The sequence below is a fragment of the Dysgonomonas sp. GY617 genome, assembly GCF_015233815.1.
Lineage (GTDB): Bacteria > Bacteroidota > Bacteroidia > Bacteroidales > Dysgonomonadaceae > Dysgonomonas_A.
The window spans coordinates 191,461-209,684 of sequence record NZ_JADCLR010000014.1 but is presented as its reverse complement, the minus strand read 5'-3'; the positions used below and the strand labels follow the sequence as shown (position 1 = coordinate 209,684).

11 protein-coding genes and 1 pseudogene are annotated in these 18,224 nt (G+C 35.5%); 6 read left to right on the top strand and 6 right to left on the bottom strand.

Annotated features, from left to right (window positions below):
- Nucleotides 1–45: 45 nt before the first annotated feature.
- The 4 genes and pseudogenes from IR022_RS09665 to IR022_RS09650 all read left to right on the top strand — a co-directional run.
- Nucleotides 46–795, top strand: a pseudogene (locus IR022_RS09665) (ABC transporter ATP-binding protein); the annotation flags it as partial.
- A 92-nt stretch (nucleotides 796–887) separates the two neighbouring features.
- The gene (locus IR022_RS09660; protein WP_194203547.1) at nucleotides 888–1,997 is read left to right on the top strand and encodes an ABC transporter permease; all 1,110 of its coding nucleotides are present in this window, start codon (nucleotides 888–890) and stop codon (nucleotides 1,995–1,997) included.
- A 2-nt stretch (nucleotides 1,998–1,999) separates the two neighbouring features.
- On the top strand, nucleotides 2,000–3,112 hold the full coding sequence (locus IR022_RS09655; RefSeq protein ID WP_194203546.1) for an ABC transporter permease: 1,113 nt from the start codon (nucleotides 2,000–2,002) through the stop codon (nucleotides 3,110–3,112).
- Nucleotides 3,113–3,376: 264 nt separating this feature from the next.
- Nucleotides 3,377–6,223, top strand: coding sequence for a leucine-rich repeat protein (locus IR022_RS09650; protein ID WP_194203545.1), 2,847 nt, complete (start codon nucleotides 3,377–3,379; stop codon nucleotides 6,221–6,223).
- Between the two features lie 75 nt (nucleotides 6,224–6,298).
- On the opposite strand, the gene trxA is transcribed toward IR022_RS09650, so the two are convergent.
- From trxA to IR022_RS09630, 4 genes are all read right to left on the bottom strand, one after another.
- Nucleotides 6,299–6,616, bottom strand: a complete 318-nt coding sequence (trxA, locus tag IR022_RS09645; RefSeq protein ID WP_050710478.1) for a thioredoxin — start codon at nucleotides 6,614–6,616, stop codon at nucleotides 6,299–6,301.
- A 70-nt stretch (nucleotides 6,617–6,686) separates the two neighbouring features.
- A complete protein-coding gene (gene dnaE / locus IR022_RS09640) occupies nucleotides 6,687–10,421 on the bottom strand; it encodes a DNA polymerase III subunit alpha (protein ID WP_194203544.1) in 3,735 nt (1,244 codons plus the stop codon).
- 262 nt (nucleotides 10,422–10,683) lie between these two features.
- Complete coding sequence (gene ribF, locus IR022_RS09635; protein ID WP_194203543.1) at nucleotides 10,684–11,640, bottom strand: riboflavin biosynthesis protein RibF; 957 nt, start codon at nucleotides 11,638–11,640, stop codon at nucleotides 10,684–10,686.
- Nucleotides 11,641–11,710: 70 nt separating this feature from the next.
- A complete protein-coding gene (locus IR022_RS09630; RefSeq protein WP_194203542.1) occupies nucleotides 11,711–12,331 on the bottom strand; it encodes an HAD family hydrolase in 621 nt (206 codons plus the stop codon).
- 326 nt (nucleotides 12,332–12,657) lie between these two features.
- Here IR022_RS09630 and IR022_RS09625 point away from each other — a divergent pair, with 326 nt between their 5' ends.
- A complete protein-coding gene (locus IR022_RS09625) occupies nucleotides 12,658–13,554 on the top strand; it encodes a LysR substrate-binding domain-containing protein (RefSeq protein WP_194203541.1) in 897 nt (298 codons plus the stop codon).
- A gap of 77 nt (nucleotides 13,555–13,631) precedes the next feature.
- Nucleotides 13,632–14,558, top strand: coding sequence for a YeiH family protein (locus IR022_RS09620; protein ID WP_194203540.1), 927 nt, complete (start codon nucleotides 13,632–13,634; stop codon nucleotides 14,556–14,558).
- Between the two features lie 86 nt (nucleotides 14,559–14,644).
- On the opposite strand, the gene IR022_RS09615 is transcribed toward IR022_RS09620, so the two are convergent.
- Nucleotides 14,645–15,778 (bottom strand): hypothetical protein, encoded by a 1,134-nt coding sequence (locus IR022_RS09615; protein WP_194203539.1) that lies wholly within the window; start codon nucleotides 15,776–15,778, stop codon nucleotides 14,645–14,647.
- Nucleotides 15,779–16,068: 290 nt separating this feature from the next.
- Nucleotides 16,069–18,222 carry a S9 family peptidase gene (locus tag IR022_RS09610; protein WP_194203538.1) on the bottom strand — a complete coding sequence of 718 codons (2,154 nt, stop codon included), beginning with the start codon at nucleotides 18,220–18,222 and terminating at the stop codon, nucleotides 16,069–16,071.
- Between the last annotated feature and the right edge of the window lie 2 nt (nucleotides 18,223–18,224).

Sequence of the window (18,224 nt, the reverse complement as noted above, 5' to 3'; positions counted from 1 at the left end):
GGTTATAAGTAAAACATAAAGACTTAAAGATAACTATACTCAAATAAATATATGAAAGAACCTGTAATATATACCGAAAACCTGACAAAGAAATTTGGAGCATTTACTGCTGTGGATAATATATCCTTCAGTGTAGATAAAGGTGAGATATTCGGTTTCCTGGGAGCTAACGGAGCAGGGAAAACAACAGCTATGCGCATGCTCTGCGGATTGAGCCATCCTACATCAGGTAAAGGTTCGGTTGCTGGATATGATATTTTGAAAGAGTCTGAAAAGGTTAAGAAAAATATTGGGTATATGAGTCAGAAGTTCTCCTTATACGAAGACTTGAAGGTTTGGGAAAATATCCGACTATTTGGTGGAATATATGGTATGGAGTCAAAACGGATTGCTTCGAAGACAGATGAAATATTAGATGAGTTGGGGTTTTTAGCTGAACGTAATGCGCTTGTAAGAGAATTACCATTAGGTTGGAAACAAAAATTAGCTTTCTCAGTCTCTATATTTCATGAACCTAAGGTTGTTTTCTTAGATGAACCTACGGGAGGTGTTGACCCTGTAACCCGTCGGCAGTTTTGGGAGCTTATTTATGCTGCGACAGATAGAGGAATTACTGCTTTTGTTACTACTCACTATATGGATGAGGCAGAATATTGTAACCGTGTATCGATTATGGTAGATGGTAAAATTGAGGCTCTGGATACACCAAAGAATCTTAAGTTACAATTTGAGGCAGATAGTATGGATGAGGTATTTCAACAATTGGCAAGAAAAGCGACCCGAAAAGCAGATTAAGGTCTCAGACCTTTTATGGCTTTGTCAAGTAGAATAGCTACAGAAAACTATAATATGAGAATGTATCATAAAAAACATTTTGATTTAATTGAATGAAACAGTTCTTATCATTTGTAAAAAAAGAGTTCTTTCATATCTTTCGAGATACAAGAACGATGATGATTATATTGGGGATTCCCATTATACAGATGCTTCTTTTTGGTTTTGCTATAACAACAGAGGTGAGGAATGTACAAGTTGCAGTCTTTGACCCATCAAAGGATATTTCGACAGAGCGTATAATCAATCAATTGGATGCTAGTAATTATTTTCATATTGTGCAGATGTTGAATAATCCGGATGAAATCAGTACAATCTTCAAAAAGGATCATAACATTAATCTGGTTGTTGTATTTGATGAAAAGTTCAATGAAAACCTCTTACATACAGGGGAAGCATCTATCCAATTGATTGCTGATGCTACCGACCCCAATCAGGCTACAACCTTATCGGGATATGCAACAAGTATAATAAACTCATATCAGCAGGAACTTTTGCAAGAATATAAGATTCCAATACAAATAAAACCGGAAGTAAAGATGCTCTATAATCCTCAAATAAAGAGTGCTTATAATTTTGTGCCCGGCGTAATGGGTTTAATATTTATGCTGATATGTGCAATGATGACTTCAATCTCAATTGTTCGTGAGAAAGAAACGGGTACAATGGAAATTTTGTTGGCGTCACCTATGAAGCCTTTTTATATTATTGTAGCAAAGGCTATTCCTTATTTCGCAATATCCATAGTGAATCTAACTACAATTTTATTATTATCTGTTTATGTATTGAAGGTACCTGTAACAGGAAGCTTCTATTCTTTGATTGGAATTTCTTTACTCTTCATAATGGTAGCACTATCATTAGGGATATTTATCTCAACCGTTGCTCAAACCCAAGTTGCCGCTATGCTGGTGTCGGGAATGGGAATGATACTTCCTGTAATGATTCTTTCGGGTATGATATTTCCTATAGAAAGTATGCCTGTTATACTTCAGTGGGTATCGGATATTATTCCTGCAAAATGGTATATCTCTGCTGTAAGGAAATTAATGATACAAGGCTTGGGTATTACTGCTGTTTATAGAGAACTGGCGGTTTTACTAGGTATGTTGTTTTTTTTAGTATTTGTCAGCCTTAAGAATTTCAAAACAAGACTTAATTAATCATGATAAAATTTCTTTTAGAAAAAGAGTTTAAGCAAATTTTGAGGAATTCGTTTCTTCCAAGAATGATTATTGCCATGCCCCTCATGATGATGCTTGTTTTTCCTTGGGCTGCCAATCAGGAAATAAAGAATTTGCGATTGAGTGTTGTGGATAACGATCATAGCACTTATTCGGAACGTTTGATTCAGAAGATAGCATCATCTGGTTATTTTAATTTGACGGATGTTTCCGTTTCTAATAATGAAGCGATGCGGAGTATAGAGAGAGACTGGGCTGACATAATTCTGGAGATTCAACCCGATTTCGAAAGGAACCTGATAAAAGAAGGTACTGCTAATGTTATGATCTTAGCTAATGCAGTCAATGGAATGAAAGGAGGTTTAGGTACTTCTTATCTTTCGGTTATATTACAAGATTATGCAGTTGAAATCAGGAACGAATGGAAGCAAGCACCCGAAATGGCAATTTTGCCTGTGATTAATATAGTACCCCAGAATCGATTTAATCCGCATCTGGATTATAAAGTATTTATGGTTCCAGCAATAATGGTGACTATGTTAACCTTACTATGTGGATTTTTACCGGCATTGAATATTGTAGGAGAAAAGGAAATAGGTACTATTGAACAGATGAATGTTACTCCTGTGAATAAACTTACTTTTATATTGGCTAAGCTGATACCTTATTGGATAGTAGGATTTCTGGCTCTTTCGCTCTGTCTTACATTGGCTGCAACGGTATATGGATTGATACCCGTAGGTCGTTTAACTACCCTTTATCTTTTTGCCAGTCTGTACATATTAGTTGTTTCGGGCTTTGGTTTAGTAGTGTCAAACTATTCTAATACTATGCAACAAGCTATGTTTGTTATGTTTTTCTTTATTATGATTTTCATTCTGATGAGTGGGCTTTTTACCCCAATATCAAGTATGCCTCAATGGGCACAGAATATTACAGCTTTTAACCCCCTGAAATATTTTATACAAGTAATGAGAATGGTGTATCTGAAAGGTAGTGGTATAGCAGATCTCACAACACAGATGGTTGCGTTATGCTGCTTCGCATTATTCTTTAACGGTTGGGCTGTGTTAAGCTATAGAAAGAGTAGCTAAGTTAGCTATTGATATATCCTTACGTATTGTTTTTTTTATTGTTATTAGTTTTTTACTAGGTGTTTATCTCTGCTGGATGTTTTTTTGAAATGAAAAGATATTTCGTTTATTTTTAATTGTTATATTTGAAGAAAATTTAACATAAATAAATAAGCTACGTTTTAGTCTTTTGAAGATATACGACCCAACTTTATCTATTAAATTCTAATAGAACATTTCTTATACAGCATAATCGACACTTTTTTACAAACTAATAGAAACAAAATGAAAAACAAAATTTTCTTAACACTGCTTAGTCTTTTTCTGAGTGTGATCTATTCACATGCACAATTGTCAAAGACTATTGATGTCATAACCCCTGGAACATTGTCCGCTTCTCTAGGAGCCGATAAAACAAAAGTAACGGATCTGACTCTTAAGGGTACTATTAATGATGCAGACTTTACTACAATCAAGCAGATGTCTTTACTTAAAGTATTAGATATGTCTGAAGTGGAAATTGTAAATGGTGCTATTCCAGCCTCTGCTTTTGAGAAGAGAGTGATGGATAAAATAGTATTGCCGGAGAGAGTAAAATCTGTTGGATTGGGGGGCTTTTCTAATTTAACTATTTCTACTCTTGATTTCTCTGGTTGTGCTGCTTTGGAGTCTTTCGGAAATAGCTGTTTTGTAGGTATTAATATTACGAGTGGCATTATTGACTTATCGGGTTGTACTTCTCTAAAGTCTTTGGGGCAAGGCTGTTTTGGTGGACTTAGTCAACATATTATTTTACCCTCAGAATTAAAAAACTTAACTAGCCTTTCTTTCGCTGGTTTTAAGGGTAGTGTAGATCTTCCTTCTCAATTAGAAAGTATTGGAGGTTATGCTTTTCAAAGGGCGGTCCTAAAAGAATTAAAGCTGCCTGCCTCATTAAAAAAAGTAGATACCTTCGGCTTTACAGAGATTGCTATTCCAGAACTTGACTTCTCCGGTTGCGTTGTTTTGGAGTCTTTAGGGAATAATTGTTTCGTAGGTAATAATATTACAAGTGATACTCTTGATTTATCTGGCTGTATTTCTCTAAAGTCTTTAGGTCAAGGCTGTTTTGGTGGATTAAGTAAGCATGTTATTTTGCCCTCTACTTTGAAGATACTTCACGGTCTTTCTTTCGCTGGTTTTAGAGGTAGTGTAGATCTTCCTTCTCAACTGGAAAGTATTTTGGGCTATGCTTTCCAAAGAGCGGTTTTAAAAGAATTAAAGCTGCCTGCCTCATTAAAAAAAGTAGATACCTTTGGCTTTACAGAGATTACTATTCCAGAACTAGACTTCTCCGGTTGCGTTGCTTTGGAGTCTTTAGGGAATAATTGTTTCGTAGGTAATAATATTACAAGTGATACTCTTAATTTATCTGGCTGTATTTCTCTAAAGTCTTTAGGTCAAGGCTGTTTTGGTGGATTAAGTAAACATGTTATTTTGCCCTCAGAATTAAAAAACTTAACTAGTCTTTCTTTCGCAGATTTTAGGGGTAGTATAGATCTTCCTTCCCAATTGGAAAGCATTGGAAGTCATGCTTTTCAAAGGGCAGTTTTAAAAGAATTAAAACTACCTGCCTCATTAAAGACTGTAGATAAATCGGGTTTCACAGAGTTAAATATTCCAAAGTTAAGTTTCTCGAATTGTATAAATTTAGAGACCTTGGGTAATAATTGTTTTACTGGAATCAAATTAGAAAGCGATACTATCAATTTGTCGGGGTGTCGCTCGTTAAAGGTTATAGGTCAAGGATGTTTTAGTGGATTAAGTAAGCATATTATTTTACCCTCTACTTTGAAGATACTTCATGGTCTTTCTTTTGCTTGGTTTGGAGGTAGTGTAGATCTTCCTGCCCAATTGGAAAGTGTTTTGGGTTATTCTTTTCAAGGAGCCTCTTTAAAAGAATTAATTATTCCAGTATTTGTAAAATCTCTTGGAGATCGTGCTTTTGAGAATGCCAAGTTGGAGACTCTTGTGTCTTTAAACCCTACCCCTCCCACATTAGGACCAAATGTGTTTATAGGAGTTAATAAAACTGCCTGCACACTCTATGTCCCCAGGAGTAGTATCTCATTATACCAAGCTGCTGCTCAATGGAAAGACTTTCTAATTGAAGAATATAAAGTCTCTTTAATTGATAACTTGGTATACCAAAAATCAACAGAAGAAAACCTTTATCAAGTAAAAACAGAAGAGAGATTTGATGTGGAAGTCTATGCTAATCTTATGTCCGAAGTAAGTTTAGGTTTGTTTAATGCTAGTAATGGAACTTTTATCGAGGATATTGTAAGTAGTAAAAACGGTAATACATATACTTGCCAAGTATCAACAAATCTGCTAAGCGGAAGCTATTTAATTCAACCTTATATTTTAGAGGAAGATGAAGTAAAAGTAATCTCACGTAAAGCAGGTTCACATATAATTGATCGTTTATTAATAACAGTAAAAAACAATTGGGCTGGATTTTCAGGAAGAAATACAACCGCAGATTTGAGCAACCACCTGTTAATTAATACAGCAAAAGAAGATTTGATGGAAGTGAATACTGATCAGAGCTTTAAAGTTTTAATAAGATCAGCAATCGCGACATTGGGTATTAATGTGGGTTTATTTAACTATGATGATGGCTCATTTGTTAGCGATATAACAGAGTCCGTAAATGGTAATGTTTTGACTTGTAAAGTGGCGTCTGGCGTGGCAGAAGGAAGATATACATTGATCCCTTATCTGATTATTGATAGCAATATTGTATACATAGAACGTTCGCCGGATAAACTTTTCTTAGTAGATCGTTTACCTCTAAATGTTGTGGCTACAGCAACATCCGTTCTTGAAACGAGAGCATTGGAGATTCCGACATCTCAAATAGATATAGCAGACTTGAAAGTTTATCCAAATCCGGTAACGGATATCCTATATCTGGAGTCAGGAGCATCTATTTCAGAACTTCAAGTTTATAGTACAAATGGAAAACTAGTATTAAAACAAGCAAATGTTAGTTCATCTATCAATGTTAGTCATTTAGCAAGTGGATCATATATATTGAAACTTCAAATTGGAGATAAATCATATACACATAAACTGATCAAGAAATAAGAAATCTGATCAGTATATACATTAAAAAAAGCGACTAATTATTTAGTCGCTTTTTACATTTAGAGCAAATATAAATTACTGTAATTGCTTATCAATTTTTTCTACTAAAGCCGATTTTTGTGCAGCTCCAACTTGTTTGTCTACAATTTCTCCGTTTTTGAAAAACAGAATTGTAGGAATATTGCGGATTCCGAATTTCGATGTAATCTCATCATTGTTATCAACATCTACTTTTCCTACTACTACTTTGTCTGCATAGTCAACAGCCAATTCTTCTACGATTGGACCTACCATACGACATGGACCACACCATTCTGCCCAAAAATCAACCACGACTAATTTGTCTGATTTTAAAACTTCTTCAAAAGTTGCATCTGTAATTTCAAGTGCCATACTACTAATGTTTATTATGTTTCGTTTAATTTTATAACAAATATAACCAAAGTCTCGGAGATACGGAAAATCAATTTACCTTGAACAGGATGTTTTCATTTTGCTCCAGATAGTCGACCAATTCCTTACGGATATTGATCTTAAGACCCCGAGCAAAAAGCTCAACTTTCATGTTCCGTTCACCATCGACAATCTCAAAATATAACAACGAATTACCCACATTGTTTTTAGTCAGGGTTGATAGCTCTTCTATCATCTGAGCATTCATTTCGTGAATGGGTAATGTGATCGTTATTTTTTCAATAACCTGATCTTTAACATCAGGTAGAAGTTGAATTGATACGATCTTCAATTCGAGTTGGTTCTCGTTGAACCTACGTCCTTGAACGCGTGCTTTTACATATACATAAAGCCCCAAGCGCCCGTATTTACCAAAATTGATATAATCATCACCAAATAAAGGTATTTCTCCACTTCCAGTGAAATCTTCAATTTTAATAATCATATATGGTTTACCATTCTTGGTAATACCTTCTCTTGCCGCAGAAACAAGCCCTCCGAATGTAACTTCCTTATTTCTTAGAGCTTCCTTGTCTTCTATATCAGCCATTCCTACATTGCAACCATACTTAAGAGCAATGGCGAACTCATCCAGAGGGTGTGCTGATAGATAGATTCCGATCAATTCGCGCTCTTTGTTGAGTTTCTCAAGATCCGACCACTTTTCGGCTTTTGGTATCTCGGGTGGACTGGTTTTATACGAAATATCTTCCCCGAATAATGAGTTTGTTGCCTGTGCTTTATCAATCTGGTATTTGTTACCATAACGGACAAGCTGATCTATAAATGTTTCTCCTTTCTCGTTGGTTTCAAAAAATTGCTCACGCTCTATTTCCGGGAAATTATCAAAAGCTCCGGCAAGCGCTAATGACTCTATATTTTTCTTATTGCAAGATGATAAATTGACACGTTCTACTAAATCGAATATGTTTTTGTAAGGACCATTTTCAGACCGTTCTTTAAGAATATCATTTACAGCTCCTCCACCTACACCTTTAATGGCAGCAAGTCCGAAACGTATATCCCCTGCCTTATTTACCGAGAATTTAAGATACGATTCGTTTACGTCCGGTCCAAGTACATTCATCCCCATGTACTTGCATTCGTCCATAAACTTTGTGATCTCCGTAATATTCGATAAATTTCGAGATAGAACGGCAGCCATATATTCCGATGGGTAGTTGGCTTTGAGCCATGCTGTTTGATAAGCTATCCACGAATAACATGTTGCATGTGATTTGTTGAAGGCATAAGATGCAAACTTTTCCCAGTCGGCCCATATTTTATTCAGGGTCTTTTCAGCATGCCCGTTTTTCTTTCCTCCTGCAAGGAATTTTTCTTTTAGGGCATTCATCTTGTCAATGAGCTTTTTACCCATTGCTTTACGTAACTCATCGGATTGACCACGTGTGAAATCGGCAAGCAGACGAGACAAAAGCATGACTTGCTCCTGATATACCGTAATGCCGTATGTCTCGTCAAGATATCTTTCCATGATAGGGATATCATAGGCAATTTCTTCACGACCATGTTTACGGGCGACAAAGGCTGGAATATAATCCATCGGTCCCGGACGATATAAAGCATTCATTGCAATTAAGTCCTCAAACTTGGTAGGCTGAAGTTCCTTTAGGTACTTCTGCATACCGGCAGACTCAAACTGAAATGTTCCGGTTGTTTTACCTTGGCTATATAGCTCATAGGTTTTAGTATCTTCTAACGAGATGGTACTGATATCTACATCTTCGCCAGTTGTTTGCTTTATATTCTCAAGTGCCTCTTTTATAATTGATAGGGTCTTTAAACCCAAAAAGTCCATTTTGATAAGACCTGTTTCTTCGATTACCGATCCTTCATATTGAGTGACAAGCATCGTTTCGCCAGTCTCTTTGTCTTCGGCTGTACTTACGGGTACTGTATCCGAAATAGGGCTCTGACCTATAATAACACCACAAGCATGTACTCCTGTATTTCGCACATTACCCTCAAGCATTTGTGCATACTTAAGAGTGTCACGAGTAATGAGGTCTCTACTGTTTGATGCTTCTTTTAGTTCGGGAACGTATTCAATGGCATCTCTAAGGGTTACTTTCTTTTTATCGGGAATTCTGTCAGGAACTAATTTGGCTAAACGGTTAGATTCAGATAATGGTAACTTCTGAACACGTGCAACGTCTTTTATTGCCGATTTTGTAGCCATGGTACCATATGTAATAATGTGGGCTACTTTTTCTTGTCCGTATTTGTCGGTTACCCAGCGTAATACTTCTCCTCGACCATCATCATCAAAGTCGATATCAATATCGGGCATTGATATACGATCAGGATTTAAGAAACGTTCAAACAGCAAGTCATACTTTATAGGGTCTATATCAGTAATCCCCAAGCAATATGCTACGGCAGAACCTGCTGCCGATCCACGACCAGGGCCTACTGCCACACCCATTCTTCGTGCTGCTGCTATAAAGTCTTGTACAATAAGGAAATATCCGGGGAATCCCATTGTCTTCATAACATCCAGCTCAAATTCAAGACGTTCGCGGGTTTCATCATTCATATCTTTGCCGTAACGTTTTTCGGCACCTATCATTGTTAGGTGCTTCAAATAGTCGGCTTCTAGCTTAATGCGAATCACTTTATCGTATCCACCTAAACGATGGTATTCTTTTTCTCCGAACTCAGTAATAAGATCGGTTTCATTGTATTTTTCTCTATGACCGGCTTCTGTGCCGAATGAAGGATCAATGTCAAAGAATGGCATTAATGCATCCGAATCTATTGAGTAGAACTCAACTTTATCAGCTATCTCAAGCGTGTTAGAAAGAACATGAGGTATATCTTTGAATACTTCGTTCATTTCAGCAGTCGTTTTTAGCCACTCCTGCTTAGTATATCTCATTCGTTTCGGATCGTCCAGATCTTTACCTGTACTTAAACAGATCAGACGGTCATGAGCTTCTGAATCCTCTTCGTTAATAAAGTGTACATCATTTGTTGCAATAACTTTTACGTTATGCTTTTCGCTCAGTTTTAGTAATTCCTGATTTACCCGTTCTTGAAGAGGATATGCTTCAAGATTAGAATCGGGGCGACTGGTTTTGTGACGTTGAAGTTCAAAATAGAAATCTTCACCGAAAATACTTTTAAACCATTCTATTGACTTTTCAACTTCCTCGTGTTCTCCTCTTGTTATCTTTTTAGGTATCTCACCTCCTAAACAAGCTGTGGATACAATTAGTCCTTCGTGATATTTTTCTAACAGTTCTTTGTCTATGCGAGGACGCATATAAAAACCTTCAGTCCAGCTTTGCGATACCATTTTGATAAGGTTCTTATATCCCTGATAGTTTTTGGCAAGCACAACTAAGTGCCAGCCGCTCATGTCGGGTTTCCCTTCTTTTAATTTGCGGTTTCGGTGAGCTACATAGCACTCACAGCCTAAGATTGGTTTGAATAAATGAGACTCTTCTTCTTGAAGTTTCTTATTTAATTCTTCTAAAAGTGGACCGTTTTCTCTAGCTTCGGCTATTGCTGCTTTTATTTTTTTTATCTCGGCAAATACGGGTGCATTTTTCTTCTTTACATAATTGTAAAATTCTTTAATCCCGAACATTGATCCGTGATCAGTCAAAGCTATAGCTTTCATTCCGTCAGCTTTAGCTTTGTCAACTAGGCGTGAAATACTGGCTTGCCCATCGAGCAAAGAGTATTGGGAGTGAACGTGTAAGTGTATAAACGGTTGCATATATCTTTGAATTTATCCTATAAAGGTATCTCTTTTATCGAAAAAAGATGACTATGTTTTGATCGAAAGTATCGATGACTTTTATCAAGAAAAGTATCAATGCTATGCCTCAGTAATTTAACTTAAGGCATAGCTTTTTTATTTTTGATTGGAAATGTAATGAAAAATGAGAATGTTAAAAACAAGATTTTAGAACCGACAATGGAAATATATCTTGTCAGATTCCTTACAAAATAAGTCTGGTTTTAGCCTTTTCTATCTGCTATGATTGAGACTTGCTTTGTTGAGAACCTCTTAGCTTTTTAAGGAGGTTACCTACGTCTATTTTGTCTTGTTTTATATTTTTGACAAGTGTTTCAAGATCTTTGAACTTCTCATCAGGGCGCATAAATTCTATGAATTCAACAGAAAGCGACTTGCCATATAGGTTTTGATCAAAATCGAGAATATTAACTTCAAGACTTATATTATCCCCATTATGTAGGGTGGGTCTTTTTCCTATATAGAGCATTCCTTCGTATTGATCTTCATCAATGAGGACATATACAGCGTATACTCCAAATGCGGGAACAACTTTGAAATCTTCCCATATTTTGATATTTGCAGTTGGGAAACCGATGGTACGTCCAACTTGGAAACCTTCAACAATCTGTCCCGAAATGGTATAGTTATAACCTAGTAGTTGGTTTGCTTTAACAACATCTCCTTCACCTAGTAAACGTCGAATACGCGATGAGCTTACGTGATTGGATGAATCTAGCTCACAAGCTTGTATTACATCAATTCCTACTTCTTTTCCGTATTGTTGATATTCTTCAAAACCGTCTTCTCTATTGTGACCAAAGCGATGATCGTAGCCTATTAAAAGGGTTTGTACATTCAATTTGTCCTTTAGAATTTGTTTAATGAATTCTTTGGCACTTAACGTTGACATCTCTTTGGTAAAGTCAAGAGTCACACAATAATCAACGTCGGTTGTAGCTAAGCGTTTTACCTTCTCCTCATAACCACATAGTAATGCGGGTTGATAATCGCTGCTCAGTACCCTTCTTGGATGTACGGGAAAGGTTATAACAGCAGATGGAAGATTTTTTTTCTTAGCCTCAATTTTTAGCTGCTCAATAAGATATTGGTGACCTGTATGTACGCCATCGAAGAAACCGATAGTTGCAACTAATGGCTGATGTTGTGTATTATATGGAGAATTTATTAAGTCCATTCAATTATATTATTGGCATATTTTATAAGAGTATCCATATCCATTTGAGAGGGATAAACATGTCTTTGTATTATTCAAAAACTTTTCTTAGGTCTTCTTCTTGATTTACTAAATAGGTTTTAAACCCAAACTTTTCTGCAACATCGAGGTTTGATTGTCCATCGTCAAGGAAAAGAGTTTCCTTAGGATCAATTTGAGCTTCTTTGATTACTATTTCGAATGATTCTTTCGAAGGTTTTGTGTAGCCCATTTTATATGACCAAAACATTTGATCGAAGAATGCCGATATAGGTTCTCCCGAAGGCGAAAAATCTTTAGTGTCTGCCCATCCCATAATAACAGGGTTGGTGTTGCTTAGTAAGTATACATTGTATTTTTTGCGAAGCTCCTTTAGTAACTCGAATTTATATTCGGGTATTCCTGTTAAGAAAGCCAACCAACCAGAATCTATATCTTTGTCAGAAATGTATTTACCTGCAAGTTTACGCAGTTCATCATAAAACTCTTCTTTAGTTATAGTGCCTTCTTCCAGTTGTAAGAAAATACCTTCTTGACGGAATTCACCTAGGAAATCCTCGATATTATCTACTCCTATTTCTTTGAAACGTTTTACTGCATTGTCTTTATTAATACTTACGATTACACCTCCAAAATCGAAGAGTAAGTTTTTTATTCCTGTTAAATCAGCCATATCTAAATGTTTTGAACTGTTTATATTTTAGACTATTCATTTTTGGCAATCTGTAGGTCGAATCTACTGAAAACAAATAAGTCTTTGCATTTTTATTTTTGATTATGCGAAGTTAATCATTTTAAAAATTATTACTGTCTATTTTATCCATAACTAGTTTGGAATATACATCATTATATTGTCTTTTTTAAATGAATGATAACGTTAATATCTACAAATAGGATACATAGGACTGTAATCTTGATAGGGTTAATATTCAATAGATTTGTTCTATTATAGGTGATATTTTATTACTTTGCAATTGGTTTTACCTAATAATTTTGACTATGCTCAATTTCCGCCTTCGTGTTTTTTATTCAGTGGCTACATTTTGCAGCTTTACAAAGGCTGCCGAAGAAATGTTTATTACTCAACCGGCAGTTACAAAGAATATCAAGGAGTTGGAATCAGAATTGAATATTCGTCTCTTTAATCGCATTGCAAATAAGATTACCTTAACGGAGGCGGGGCGATTGTTATTGCATTATACCGAGCATGTATTGACTCTGGATAAGAAGTTTATGTTCGACTTGGGTGTCTTGAAGCAGAAGTTTGCTGGTGATCTTAAATTAGGGGCGAGCACAACTATCGGTCAATATGTTTTACCTGCCATACTTGCACAGTTTAATAGGCAGCATCCCGATATAGAACTATCGTTGTTGAATGACAATACTCAACGAATAGAAACTGCTCTTGTTGAGAAAGTACTTGATCTGGGTATTATTGAGGGAAATTCTAGAAATAGTCAGTTAAAATATATCCCTTTTCTTAAGGATGAAATTGTAGCAGTGGTGCATGTTTCGCAACCATTATTCGAGAAAGACGAAATAACTCTAGATGAACTTAAAGAAACGCCTTTGGTATTGAGAGAAATAGGATCGGGTAGCCTTGAGGTGATTACTGATAAGTTGAAGCAAAAAGGTGTAAAATTAAAAGATCTGAATGTTGTGATGCATTTGGGTAGTACCGAAAGCATAAAAACATTTCTTGCAAATTCTAATAGTATAGGGCTTATCTCTATTAATGCTGTCAGTAAAGAAATAGCAAATGGGGAATTTAAGATTATTGATATAACCGATTTTGAGATTGAAAGAAATTTCTATTTCATCCATTTACATGGTGTTCCCTCAGGTTTTACGGAGATGTTTATTCAATATGCGCTTAACTACTATAACCAGAGGTAATAGGCTATAATATATTTGAATATACAACCAAGCTTTTTTTGATTGACCTTTGTATCTGAAAATTAAACATCAAAAAAATGAAAATTGATTCAAAACTGTTAAGAAAGATTGTCTTTATTTTACTCGTTATATTGTGCTTATTTCCTTTTGTAGAGCCTCCGGTTGCACTTCTGGCCGGATTTCTTTTGTCTTTCACTATTGGCCATCCCTATCTCCATCTAAATAATAAAGCGACTAAGATTCTCTTGCAAGCGTCTGTTGTTGGGCTTGGTTTTGGAATGAATCTTTTCGAAGCCATGGAAGCTGGTAAAGAAGGTCTCATTTTTACTGTATCGTCTATTGTGCTAACTCTGGGATTTGGCTTGTTGTTGGGAAAGCTATTTCATATAGCTAAGAAAACAAGTGTTTTGGTTTCTTCGGGAACTGCTATCTGTGGAGGTAGTGCCATAGCTGCAATGGTGCCAATTATAGATGCGAATGAGGAGGAAACTTCCGTATCATTAGGGGTCATTTTCGTCTTGAACTCAGTAGCTCTGTTTGTATTTCCGGTAGTAGGTCATTTGTTGAGTATGACGCAAGAGCAATTTGGGCTTTGGTCTGCTATTGCTATACATGATACTAGTTCTGTTGTTGGAGCAGCTCATAAGTATGGAGAAGAGGCTCTTAAAATAGCAACAACAATAAAGTTGGAACGTGCTCTTTGGATAATTCCACTGTCTTTTGTAACAGCTTTGCTTTATAGGAAAGGTAAAGTATCTATTCCTTACTTTATCTTTCTGTATGTAATTGCAATGGTTATCAATACATTTGTTCCTGCTATCCAAACCGTGTCTCCTGCTATTGTAATGATTGCCAAGCGAGGACTAACTTTAACGCTTTTCTTGATTGGTGCTGGATTAAGTAAAGAAGCTTTGAAGAATATCGGAATAAAACCACTATTGCAAGGGGTGATATTGTGGGTGTTTATATCGGTAATGTCACTTTTAGTAATCTTGAATATGTAAGAAGTTTGTTACCTATTCAGAGTGACAAGCAATAAAAAAGAAAGCATCTATATTTTCAAAATATAGATGCTTTCTTTTTTATTGAATTATTCTTTATGCGAGACTTCTCTTTTTAGAATATCTGCTTGAATAACTGTGTTTTTAAGATACTCATATTCTAATTGGAAGCATTCACTGAATATATTATCTTCTGTTAGACTATCTTCTATTTGTTTTGTAGTCCAGAATTTACCATCTAATAAACTAATGCTTTTTAGTTGCTCTTCATTCTCGATTCTGGATACGAACAAGAATACTAAACGTTTCACATCTTGATTCTCGAATACATATTTTAATAAGAAATTGAAAGGTAATTCTTGCATATTTAACGATCTGGAAATACTATTTCTTACGGATATGTTGATCTCATGATTAAAAAGCATAAGCTTCTCGAAAGGGTGATCGTAAGCCGAAGGGTCTATTGAACTATTATTTCCTCTTTTTTGAACATAAACTTCTCCATTATGTATCAGAGCTATACGTACCATTGGGTGCATAAAGCGTTTTTTCATTTGAGACGATACAGACTTTGCTATACGACCTGTTACCTCACCCGATTCGTTTACTATGGGCAACCACTCTTCTTTTCTAAGCTGCTTTACGATATTTCGAGTTTTTATTTCCTCATAAATAATTATGCCTGCAAGTATTGCTATCGGTATTATGCTATAGAATATAGTGTCCGCAAGAGGGCTTGACTCTAAATGTATTCGACTTAGTTGATAAAGCATAAGGATGAACAAATGACATGTCAATCCATATTGCGTAAGCTTTGCAATATCAAAAAATTCTCCTAAATAAGTCTTTTGGATAATACTCTGCTTTTTACCTAAGTACATGTTTATATAAGCTTTACCCAATCTGGTTACAAATAGAAGGCAGACAAATGTTATCTCGAAAAACACGAGATACATGAGGGCCGGAATTGTAGTTTTGTGTAGGATATACCAAAGTATCAGCGTAAAGAATAATGATATAAAATTAAGAATAAACATTAGTCCACACGCATTCGCTTTTGTGTAAAATCTTAGGATAATATCTAGTGCTCCTGAAAAGAGGACAGAGATTATCAGAGAATAGCCAATATTTCCTGTTGTGGTAAATAATACTATATATAGTATACTAGCCAGTAGTCCCAAAGAGGGATTTACTAAATATTTTTTTGCTCCTTTTGAAATCATAAATTACATAAATACAGGTGGTTAAATCCCAAGGGCGTAGGTGTCTTATTGTTCTTTTTTTATTGAATACGAAACCTATTATTTCCCTATTTTTCAGGATTTTATATTAAAACAATTATCAATAAGTTTTGTTTATTGAGTAATCGATTTATATATTCTAATATACTAAGAAACTATGATAAACTCGTCATTGTTACGCATCGGGTTGTAAATATATATGATATAATGTAAATTTCAATACTTATATAAAGTAAAAAAACGCAGGAGCTTTTTGTTCCTGCGTTCTCGCTTTATTTAAGTTTCAAAAAATCAATAACTTTTGTATATAAATAATTTCTATTATGACTTCCGGGTATAGAATGATTTTGATCGGGGAAGACAAATAATTCAAATTGCTTATTTGCTTTTATCAATGCAGATGTGTATTCTATGGTGTTTTGGAAATGTACATTGTCATCTGCTGTTCCATGAACTAATAAAAGTTTTCCTGATAATGATGCTGCAAGTGCTATAGGAGATCCCTTTTCGTATCCTAAAGCATTTTGCTGTGGAGTTCGCATATAACGCTCTGTGTATACCGAATCATAAAAACGCCAGTTGGTAACGGGAGCAATGGCAACTCCTGATTTGAATACGCCATTTCCTCTGCTTAAACTCATCAATACGTTGTATCCTCCATAACTCCAACCCCAGATAGAAATATTTGAGGCATCTATGTATGGCAGTGTTCCGAAATATCGTGCAGCTGCAATCTGGTCGTCAGACTCTTTTATACCTAGATTCATATAGGTGCATTTTCTAAATTCTTGTCCTCTGGCTCCTGTACCTCTTCCGTCTACTGCTACTACTATGAAGTTTTGAGTGGTAAGAAAATCAGTCCAATCAATACTAAAACGATCAAGAACCTCTTGAGAATCTGGTCCACTATATTGAACCATTAGTAAAGGATGTTTCTGATTTGGATTGAAATTCGCTGGTTTTAGCATCCAAGCATTTAGTGAAGTACCATCGGCTCCTTTTACAGTAATGAATTCTTTTTTAGGAAGACGAAGCGAAGCTACATTGTTTTTTAATTCTTTATTATCTTCGAGTACTCGTAATTCTTTACCCGATGCATCATTCATAGTGATTACAGTTGGGTTTTCTGTATTCGACCAATTATTGATAAAGTACTTGCCGTTGGAGCTAAAAGAGGCTGTATTATAACCTGTTTTTGTTGATAGTTTTGTTTTAACTCCTTTTACGATGTCTACTTTATATATGGCTCGTTGTAGAGGGCTTTCTTCGGCTGCTTGAAAATAAACTGTTTTAGTTATAGGGTCGCATGCCAGAATCTCCATTACATCATAATGTCCGGATGTCAGTTGTTTTTGAGGCACACCTGTAAGCGAGTACATATATATATGACTGTATCCGTCTTTTTCGCTTATGTAAGTAAATTGATCTCCTATGAAATTGATGGAGTTGAAGAAGTCGTAATTAATATATCTGTCATTTTGTTCTTTGAGTATTAATTTGGCAATAGTACTTCTTGGGTCTGCAAAATACATGTTGAAATCGTTTTGATCGCGATTCAATGTCATTATTGCTAATTGAGAAGTTGGTGTAAATTCAATCTTAGGAATATATTCGAATTCGGAATTGGCAGGGAAATTAATTGGTCTGATTGTTTTCGACTCAATATCAAAAATGTTACATGTTACTTTTGAATTTGCTTCTCCTGCTTTTGGATATTTGAAGGAGATAAAATCAGGATATAATTGTTGACTAAAATTCTGAAAAGTAAATTCCGGAACATTTGTTTCATCAAATCTAACAAAAGACAATAGCTTGTTGTCAGGAGAGAAATCCATTAAACTTGTAACTCCGAACTCTTCTTCGTAAGCCCAATCCGTTGCTCCATTTATTATTTTGCCAATCACTCCATCTTTAGTGATTTGAGATTCTGTACCGAAATCAAATTTAGACAGCCATATATTATTATCACATACATAAGCAAGCATACGCCCGTCACGAGAAAATACGGGAGCCATTTGTTTTGATTTATTGTCGCTCAACTTACGTATAAGATTGCGCCGTATGTCAAAATAATAATAATCTGCTTTAAATGAATGGCGGAATATCTGTTCGCTGTTGGTATATACAATAAGGCGATTTTCATCGGGGCTCATTATAAAACCCTGAAAAGATGGAATTGTACAATCTCTCGCTGTCTGTATATCGAATACCGTTTCTACAGCTTGGCCTGTTTTGTATGAATACTTTATAATTTTGGTTCGCTGTTGATCTGCTTGGAAGTAAAATTCGCCATCTACTGAGGACGCTGCGGATGGAATTCCTTTGGCTCTGTATTTGCCATCGGTAATATCTCTAAGGTTTAATGTCTGGGCAAAGATTGATGCTGAAATCAATATGGCAGCAAGCAAAAAACAAACTTTTTTCATAG

Coding starts and splice junctions, on each gene's coding strand:
- IR022_RS09660 (WP_194203547.1), top strand. CDS start 888: ATGAAACAGTTCTTATCATTTGTAAAAAAAGAGTTCTTTCATATCTTT.
- IR022_RS09655 (WP_194203546.1), top strand. CDS start 2,000: ATGATAAAATTTCTTTTAGAAAAAGAGTTTAAGCAAATTTTGAGGAAT.
- IR022_RS09650 (WP_194203545.1), top strand. CDS start 3,377: ATGAAAAACAAAATTTTCTTAACACTGCTTAGTCTTTTTCTGAGTGTG.
- trxA (WP_050710478.1), bottom strand. CDS start 6,616: ATGGCACTTGAAATTACAGATGCAACTTTTGAAGAAGTTTTAAAATCA.
- dnaE (WP_194203544.1), bottom strand. CDS start 10,421: ATGCAACCGTTTATACACTTACACGTTCACTCCCAATACTCTTTGCTC.
- ribF (WP_194203543.1), bottom strand. CDS start 11,640: ATGGACTTAATAAATTCTCCATATAATACACAACATCAGCCATTAGTT.
- IR022_RS09630 (WP_194203542.1), bottom strand. CDS start 12,331: ATGGCTGATTTAACAGGAATAAAAAACTTACTCTTCGATTTTGGAGGT.
- IR022_RS09625 (WP_194203541.1), top strand. CDS start 12,658: ATGCTCAATTTCCGCCTTCGTGTTTTTTATTCAGTGGCTACATTTTGC.
- IR022_RS09620 (WP_194203540.1), top strand. CDS start 13,632: ATGAAAATTGATTCAAAACTGTTAAGAAAGATTGTCTTTATTTTACTC.
- IR022_RS09615 (WP_194203539.1), bottom strand. CDS start 15,778: ATGATTTCAAAAGGAGCAAAAAAATATTTAGTAAATCCCTCTTTGGGA.
- IR022_RS09610 (WP_194203538.1), bottom strand. CDS start 18,222: ATGAAAAAAGTTTGTTTTTTGCTTGCTGCCATATTGATTTCAGCATCA.